3 protein-coding genes and 4 pseudogenes are annotated in these 7855 nt (G+C 60.1%); 4 read left to right on the forward strand and 3 right to left on the reverse strand.

What is annotated here, in order from left to right; all coding sequences use genetic code 11:
• The coding region (locus BDI24065_RS40460) for a hypothetical protein (RefSeq protein ID WP_217481855.1) at window positions 1-999 on the forward strand (999 nt) is incomplete at its 5' end.
• A 77-nt stretch (window positions 1000-1076) separates the two neighbouring features.
• Here the strand turns inward: BDI24065_RS40460 and BDI24065_RS40465 are convergent.
• Window positions 1077-1220, reverse strand: a pseudogene (locus BDI24065_RS40465) (IS3 family transposase); the annotation flags it as partial.
• Window positions 1221-1593: 373 nt separating this feature from the next.
• Here BDI24065_RS40465 and BDI24065_RS40470 point away from each other — a divergent pair.
• From BDI24065_RS40470 to BDI24065_RS40480, 3 genes and pseudogenes are all read left to right on the forward strand, one after another.
• A pseudogene (locus BDI24065_RS40470) lies at window positions 1594-3273 on the forward strand (phage integrase family protein).
• Window positions 3270-6248 carry a Tn3 family transposase gene (locus tag BDI24065_RS40475; RefSeq protein ID WP_175035890.1) on the forward strand — a complete coding sequence of 993 codons (2979 nt, stop codon included), beginning with the start codon at window positions 3270-3272 and terminating at the stop codon, window positions 6246-6248. The pseudogene BDI24065_RS40470 and the gene BDI24065_RS40475 overlap by 4 nt, the downstream one beginning before the upstream one ends.
• Before the next feature lie 43 nt (window positions 6249-6291).
• Window positions 6292-6555 (forward strand): annotated as a pseudogene (locus BDI24065_RS40480) (integrase core domain-containing protein); the annotation flags it as partial.
• A gap of 31 nt (window positions 6556-6586) precedes the next feature.
• On the opposite strand, the pseudogene BDI24065_RS40485 reads toward BDI24065_RS40480, so the two are convergent.
• Together BDI24065_RS40485 and BDI24065_RS40490 are read right to left on the reverse strand one after the other, a co-directional pair.
• Window positions 6587-6982, reverse strand: a pseudogene (locus BDI24065_RS40485) (transposase); the annotation flags it as partial.
• A gap of 121 nt (window positions 6983-7103) precedes the next feature.
• Window positions 7104-7688: a CGNR zinc finger domain-containing protein gene (locus tag BDI24065_RS40490; protein ID WP_175035891.1), complete on the reverse strand. Its 585-nt coding sequence runs from the start codon at window positions 7686-7688 to the stop codon at window positions 7104-7106.
• Window positions 7689-7855 lie beyond the last annotated feature (167 nt).

Below are 7855 nucleotides of genomic sequence, written 5' to 3' on the forward strand. Positions count from 1 at the left end.
AATCCGCCCCGCCTGACGACTCAACCAAGCCGGAAATCTCCACTTCCGACCGGGACTAATTCTGGTTCAGGGTCACAGGAACCACATGGCCTAACCCTGCAGGCTTGGCGAGTCAATCAACAGACAGTACTGACCTGGAACAAGGGGCCCAAAGCCGGTAAGATTTATGACATGGTTCCAGACAGCAATCGAGCCGGGGCTTCCGTCGCGCAGTTACGGTCCGAGATCGATGACCGATTGAAGGAGGTATCCGATGGTTTGCTGACAAGTGGCGATTTCTCCCGCTGGTTCAATGCAGCGTTCTATGGGAGCGAGTCTCAGCCCGGACTGATCAAGACCAGGCTGGCCAACGCCCAAGTCACGGCTCTGTTTTCCGAAATCGAACAAACGGGCGTCAACAAGTGGCTTCGCCAGAGCACAACAGAATTGAAATGTCAGGTACGAGACGGCCGTGACGTTTATGATGCCCCTGGAAAATATGGAAGCCACAGCCTTCGGGTCTTTCAGCCGACAGGCGATCTTCCTGACCTGTCCAACGCACATGCGGTCCATTACACGTGGAGCACGGCGTTCGATGGAATCTTGAATGCCGATGCCTTGCTGTCTGGCAACGAAATCAGATCGCAAGGCTTGAACAAGGTGTCTGGCGAGGACGGCAAAGGGGATTCGGGGGCTACGCCTAACCGGGTTTCGTTCTGCGGCTTCACCTATGAAGAAGAACGAGGTCTCCCAAAGACCGCGTTGGGCACGATGGGACCGTTCATGGACCTGTCTTACCCGATGGCTTTTATTGTAACCAAGGACAAGGCGGACGCCGTAGCGCTCCGCTCAGGATGGGCAATGGCCATTCCAGGCGAAATCGCCGTTGAAGGAAAGGTAGACCTATCCAAGATTGGCGCCGTTGTTGTTCCGCCATTTGCTGTGTTGGATGTGCAGCGTCTCCTCGAACAGCACGGCAGGAGTCACATCGCAGTGTTGCCTTCGTTCCGGGCTAACTGAAGGGGCGTTTGCTGCGAAGTGAATCGCCCCGGATTTACGGGAGACCGCTTTGTTTGAGTCAAGCCTTGGCGGCATCATCAAGCTTGCTCGGCTTGCGCCGGCGGGATGTCGCCAATCGGGCCGAACACCCGTCTATTGTTGAACCAGTCGAGCGTGGCCAGCTCGACGGCTTGCTGGCTGCGCCACGGGCCGCGCCGATGGATCGGTTCCGATTTATACAGAGTATCCGAATGGTACCGTCAACTCGGCGAGGGAGCGAAGGACTGCAATGGGGCATAAGGAAGGCACCCATTTCTGCACTGGAGCCGGGGGGCAATGAATGGATTTTGTTCAAGAGCACCTCACAACTTCGCCAAACCGTCGCTGAATACTTCAGCAAAATGGGCCACCAAGTCTGTTCTCAAAATGTGCTGATGCTGCAACGGGCGATGGCGTACATCTTCGAGAGTGTTCAGGCAACAACGTGTAGAGAAGCATCCCTATCGCTAACCCTTGTTATCGATACGGATGCATTTCCTGATCAAACTGCTGATTTTCGAAACGCGTCACTCGCGGCCGTCACGCCGCTGTCATTCCAGTACCTATAATCTCTGGATGTCTGGCCGCTCACACCCGCAACCCTTTCCCGACACCACATCCCTGTCTGCGCTACGCGCGTGGTACGCAGGCGTTGGTCCGCGCGAGGCGGTCGAACGCTATTGCCCTCAGGCCATTGGAGATGGCCAGTCGGCACGCGGCGTGATCGGGCGCATCCGGCGTCAGCTCGTCGATTTCGCCATCAACCGTCACCGCGGCGATCTGGCGAAACTATTTCAGTGCCCGGCAAGCGAACGGACCCGTTATCGCAAGGCCGCGGCGCACGCCGTGGACATCCTGCCTTCGATACTTGTACCGCATCCCCAGATCAGCGACGCGATCGGTGCGTGGCTACCGGCCCGGGCGGTCGTCGCATTGCGCGCGTACGGCATCCTGACGCTGGCCGACCTGACTGTGCGGATTCCCCGTCGTCATCGCTGGTGGCTCGCGATCTCCGGACTCGGCATGCGCAGCGCGCGTCATATTGAAACCTTCTTTGCCGCCCACCCGCAACTGACCGAACGGGCTCGCGCACTGGTCGTGACGGAGATGCCTGAACCCGTGGTGCCATGGGAAAACATCCGTGTGCCTCATGAGGTCGACGGCTCACGCGGCGCTTTCCGCGCGCCGAAGCCGATGTGCGCGCTTGAGGCCAGTAACGACTATCAGGCAATCGGCGCCTGGCTCGAACGGCACGAGGCCATCGAGACGCAGCGCGCCTACCGCCGGGAAGCCGAGCGCCTGCTGCTTTGGGCGATCCTCGAACGGGGCAAGGCGCTGTCGTCGTTGACGAGCGAGGATGCGACAGGCTATCGCGCTTTTTTGCGTCATCCGGCGCCGCGCACCCGCTGGGTCGCGCCAGCACGCCCACGGTCGTCGCCCGAATGGCGACCGTTTACGGGCGCGCTGTCGCCGGACTCCATCGCCTATGCACTGTCGGTGCTCGGCGCGATGTTCCGGTGGCTGATCGAATAACGATACGTGCTGGCGAATCCCTTCGCGGGCCTCAAGGTACGTGGCGCGCAGCGCAACGGGGAACTGGACGCCTCGCGTGCTTTTTCTGCCGGAGAGTGGGAGCTGATACGAACCCTCGCCGACGGCCTTGAATGGTCACAAGGCTGGGCGGCACCCGCGGCTCAGCGCCTGCGTTTTGTGCTCGACTTCGGTTACGCAACCGGCCTGCGGGCCGCCGAGCTGGTCGGCGTCACGCTCGGTGGCATCGAAACCGGTGCACGCGGCGAACGGTGGCTGCATCTGACCGGCAAGGGCGCGAAGGCCGGCAAGGTCGTGCTGCCGCCACTCGCACGTTTCGCGCTGAACCAGTATCTGGTGCAGCGTGGCCTGCCCGTGAGCCCGACGCAATGGTCGCCGGATACGCTGCTGCTCGGTCATCTCGATGTGCCCGGCGGTATCACCACGCCGCGGCTAAGGGAAATCCTGCGCCGCTTCTTCCATGCTGCCGCCGACAGCATCGAGGCCGATCACCTGACGCTCGCGAGCAAGCTGCGGCGCGCGACGCCGCACTGGCTGCGCCATACGCACGCGACACATGCCCTCGCTGGCGGCGCCACGCTGACGAGCGTGAGAGACAACCTGCGTCACGCGTCGATTTCGACGACCTCGGTCTACCTGGACGACGACGAAGTTCAGCGCATGCGGCAGATCGAGGGGATCTTCGCGCGGCGGGCGTCACCGTGACGATCGCTCATGATCCGGTCTATCCGGTCCTGCCCGCCGCACCGAGGGAGGCCGAACTGGCCGCATTCACGCCGACACCCGCCGAGATCCGCTACGTGCGCCGGCAGGTTCGTCAGGAATCGACTGCCGTCCTGTTCATGGCGCAGATGAAGCTGCTGCAGCGGTTGGGGTACTTTCCGATGCTGGCGGATGTGCCGCCCGTCATTCTCGACCACATTCGCACAGCCCTGCGGGCACGACCGCTGCCGCGGGCGGCCGTGTCGCGCTACGATAAATCGGGCACACGGATCCGGCACCAGAAGCTGCTTCACGCGTACCTTGGTATCCACCCGTTCAATAGCGATGACGCGGCGTGGCTCGCCGAACTTGCCCGCGAAGAGGCGCAGACAAAGGCCGAACTGCCCGACATCGTTAATGTCCTGCTCGAGGAGCTGGTTCGGCGTCGCTACGAGTTGCCACCGCTCGCGATGCTGCAGCGGATCGCCGCGCAAGGGCGCAGTGCCGTCAACGAGGCGATCTACCGGGACATCACTGGCGGGCTCGACGACGCGCTGAGAGTCCGCCTTGACGCGCTGCTGGTCCTCACGGGTGGCAAATCAGGGTGGGGGGACCTGAAGCGTGAGCCAAAGAAGCCGACCACGCGTGCGGTCGCCAGCTTCCTGAAACACATTGATGGCATCCGGGCGCTCGTCGACGGACTACCGGGACTGCCCGAGAGACTGTCGGTAAGCAAACGGGAGCAGCTCGTCACCGAGGCACGTGCGCTCGACGTTGCGGAACTTCGGTCGCTTAAAGTCAACAAGCGTTACGCGCTCGCCGTCCTGTTTATCCAGGCACAGCTTCAGAAGGCGCTCGACGACGTCGCAGAAATCTTCATCAAGATCATGCGCAAGTACGAAGTCCATGCGAAGACGAAGATGCAGAAGTACCGGCTCGATCACGCGCAGGCCGTCGACGGCCTCGTGGGACAGTTCCGCGATGTGCTGCAGATTCTTCAGGATGATGAAGTATCCGAGCGTCAGCGATTGCCGAGAATACGTGCAGCGCTCGGCGACCCGGCCGCCACGCTCGCACAGTGCAACGATCATATTGCCTATGCCGGCAATTTCGATCTGCCATTCATGCTCGGGCCGTACAGGACACAACGCTCTCTGTTGTTCCAGTGCCTCGACGCGTTGCCGTTGCGCTCAAGCTCGCAGGATCGATCCGTGCTGATCGCGCTCGCATGGCTGCAGGGGTTCCGCGCCGCGCATCGCGAATATCTGTTGCTCACGGACAATGATCTCGCGAATCTGCCGCTCGACTGGATGCCCGAAAAGTGGGAACGTGCCGTGTTCCCGCACGGACGAGACAGTCACATGCTGCATCGGCGCTTCTTCGAGCTGTGCGTGCTCCACCAGATCATGCGCGAGCTAAATTCGGGTGATCTCTATGTCGAGGGCAGTGATCAGTACGACGACCACCGGATCCACCAGGTTTCGGATGAGGAATACCGGCGGGAGTTGCCCCGCTACTGCGAGACGGTTGGCCTGCCCGCGGACGCGAAGACTTTCGTCAAACAGCTGCGTGAGCAACTGGGCACAGCGCTGGACGAGACCGATGCCGGCTTCCCCGAGAACGACAGCATCGCGATCGGTGACGACGGGCTGATCATTCATAAACCGGGCAAGGAACCCGAACTACCGACTCTCACGCTGATCGACCAGGCCATCAAGGCATCGATGCACGAAATCAGTATCCTGGATCTGCTCACCGAGACCGAGCAGTGGCTCGACCTCCATAAACTGTTCGGACCGCTGTCCGGCTTCGATGCGAAGATCGATGACCCGCGCAAGCGCTTTATCAGCACGCTGTTCTGCTACGGTTGCAATCTCGGACCGAGCCAGACCGCGCGGTCGGTGAAAGGCCTCAGCCGCAAGCAGGTCGCGTGGCTGAACCTGAAACACGTGACCGAGGAACGCCTCGACAGGGCGATCGTGAAGGTCGTCAACGCGTTCAACCAGTTCGCGTTGCCGAAATACTGGGGCAGCGGCAAGCATGCTTCGGCCGACGGCACGAAGTGGAGCCTGTACGAGCAGAATCTGCTGTCGGAGTATCACTTCCGGTATGGTGGCTATGGCGGGATCGGCTACTATCACGTGTCGGACATGTACATCGCACTGTTCAGCCACTTCATTCCTTGCGGCGTTCATGAAGCCGTCTACATTCTCGACGGACTGATCGAGAACGGCGCCGACATCAGGCCCGATACCATCCACGGCGATACGCAGGCTCAAAGCGGGCCCGTATTCGGGCTGTCGTACGTGATGGGCATCGGCTTGATGCCGCGCATGCGCAACATCAAGGACCTCGTGCTCTACAAGGCCGATAAGCGTCGCAAATACGAGCACATCGACAGCCTGTGTCGCCAGGCGATTGACTGGAACCTGATCGAGCGGCACTACGGTGACATGATGCGCGTGGCCGTGTCGATCAAGGCGGGCAGGATGACGCCATCGACGATCCTGCGCCGCCTCGGCTCGGAGAGCACGAAGAACAAGCTGTACTTTGCGTTTCGCGAGCTGGGGCGCGTGATCCGGACGCTGTTCCTGCTCAAGTACCTGAACGATCCGGAACTGCGCCGCACGATCCACGCGCAGACCAACAAGAGCGAGCAGTTCAACGATTTCGCGAAGTGGCTGATGTTCGGCGGCGAAGGTGTGATCGCGGAAAACGTCCGGCACGAGCAGCGCAAGATCATCAAGTACAACCACCTCGTGGCGAACATGGTGATCCTGTACAACGTGCAGTGGATGTCGCGCAAGCTGAAAGAACTGCAGGAGAAAAGGCATCCGATCGACGCCGAGGTGCTCAAAAGCCTGTCGCCCTATCGGCGCGAACACATCAACCGGCTTGGCGATTATCTGCTGGACCTGCGACGCCCCATCCTTCCGCTCGACCCGACCATCGATTTTGCCTTTAAATCAGCCGCTTAGGTCGAGATGTGGCGGATTTTTTGCGAATCCCGGCCAACCCTCCACGTGCCGGTTCGCAGTGGCCATCGGCCTGAAGCCATTGACCACGCCGGTGTGCAGCCCGCAAAGTAACGGGATGGCCGAGAGCTTCGTGAAGACGATGAAACGCGACTACGTCGCCTTCATGCCGACGCCGGACGCAGCGACTGCTGCACGCAACTTGGCCATCGCGTTCGAGCATTACTACGAGAAGCATCCCCACAGCGCGCTGAAATACCACTCGCCTCGCGAGTTCCGGCGCTCGATGGATTCAGCAACCTTAGTGTGACGCTGTGTCCGGTATTACAGGGTCAACTCCACACCCCTTCCTCGCCGATACGCTGGCGCCAGCGCGTCAAGCTGCTCGGGTCGATGGGCAGTTCGTTCTGCAGATAGATTTCGCCCGTGAAGAACTGCAAGTGTGGGCTCTCCAGCCAGGTGTTGACCACGGCCTCATCGGAAGCGTCGTGGGCGTGCTGCAGGTACAGCAGACCGACCACCAAGCGAGGCGACAGCGCCGGTCGCCCGCGCCCCGAGGTGAAGTGAGAGGCGAAGTGCTGCTCGATCTGCTCTCAGTCCATCAGACCAGCGAACCGAATCAGCGGGTGGCACATGTTCAGTTGCTCGTCCAGGTGCGGGCGGAACAACTCGGCGCTCTGGGGTTGGGAAGGCTTGGGCGCATTGCAATCATTGAGGCAATTTGCAAGGAAACGAATCTCATCTGCACCATAGCCTGCAAATTTCGCTGTACCTACAGCGGAAGAGCGCAAGGTACATCAAGGACTTACGTTTTGTTCAGGGCGAACTCAATAAACACTCGTCTTTGAATCAAGTCGCTTATTCCCCCTTCTTACGCGACCGGAACGCCGCGACTTTCATTCGATTGCCGCAGAGAGCCATGCTGCACCAGCGGCGCCGATGCGACTTCGTCGTGTCGTGAAATATAAGTGTGCATTCATGCGCTTCACATTGCCGGACAAGATCCAGCGGCGTGTGGGTCAACAGATCGGTGATGGCTTGAGCAACGGGCTCGAGAAAGCTGGCTGCGTTCTCCAGGGGGCGCCGCCTCACCACCTTGAAAGACCCGCTCCCGCTGTCCCACTCCAACTCTTTTAATGCACGACCGGTCCGGAGCACTTGATTGACAGCAGAGGCTTCTGCGGGGACCCCATGTTTTGCTGCACTCAACAAGCATCTTGCGTTCTCGCGCAATTGAAGGGCTAGCCTCAGTAGGCCCTCGGGGGCCACATCGATGTCGTCAGGAAGCACTCCGGCCAGCTTCAACCATGCCAGCACGGCATCGTTATCGGCGAAGCACTCCTGGCGTGCCGGGCCCACACCGAATTGAGTGTTGATGAAGTCGAGCGCAAGGTTGTCCCCTACGAACAGAGGGGTCTTCTGGGTCTTTGTGTGCTCTAGCATCCGGAAATTGTAACCCCAAAAAACAGTTTGACAAGTTACTCATTCGTTCCGCAACCTTAAATCCACTTTTTTACTGAACCGCGCCGGGAATCGTGGAGGCTGATTGGTTTAAGTTAATGCAGGCACGTCAGCGCTATTTCTGAGTTGCCTGTAGTAGTTTGCCTCAG

Origin of the sequence: Burkholderia lata (assembly GCF_902499025.1) — a bacterium.
In the GTDB taxonomy this organism is placed as follows: Bacteria; Pseudomonadota; Gammaproteobacteria; order Burkholderiales; family Burkholderiaceae; genus Burkholderia; species Burkholderia lata_C.

What these genes read in the sequence shown, in the direction of transcription:
- BDI24065_RS40490 (WP_175035891.1), bottom strand. Translation starts at nt 7,688, where the DNA reads ATGCTAGAGCACACAAAGACCCAGAAGACCCCTCTGTTCGTAGGGGAC.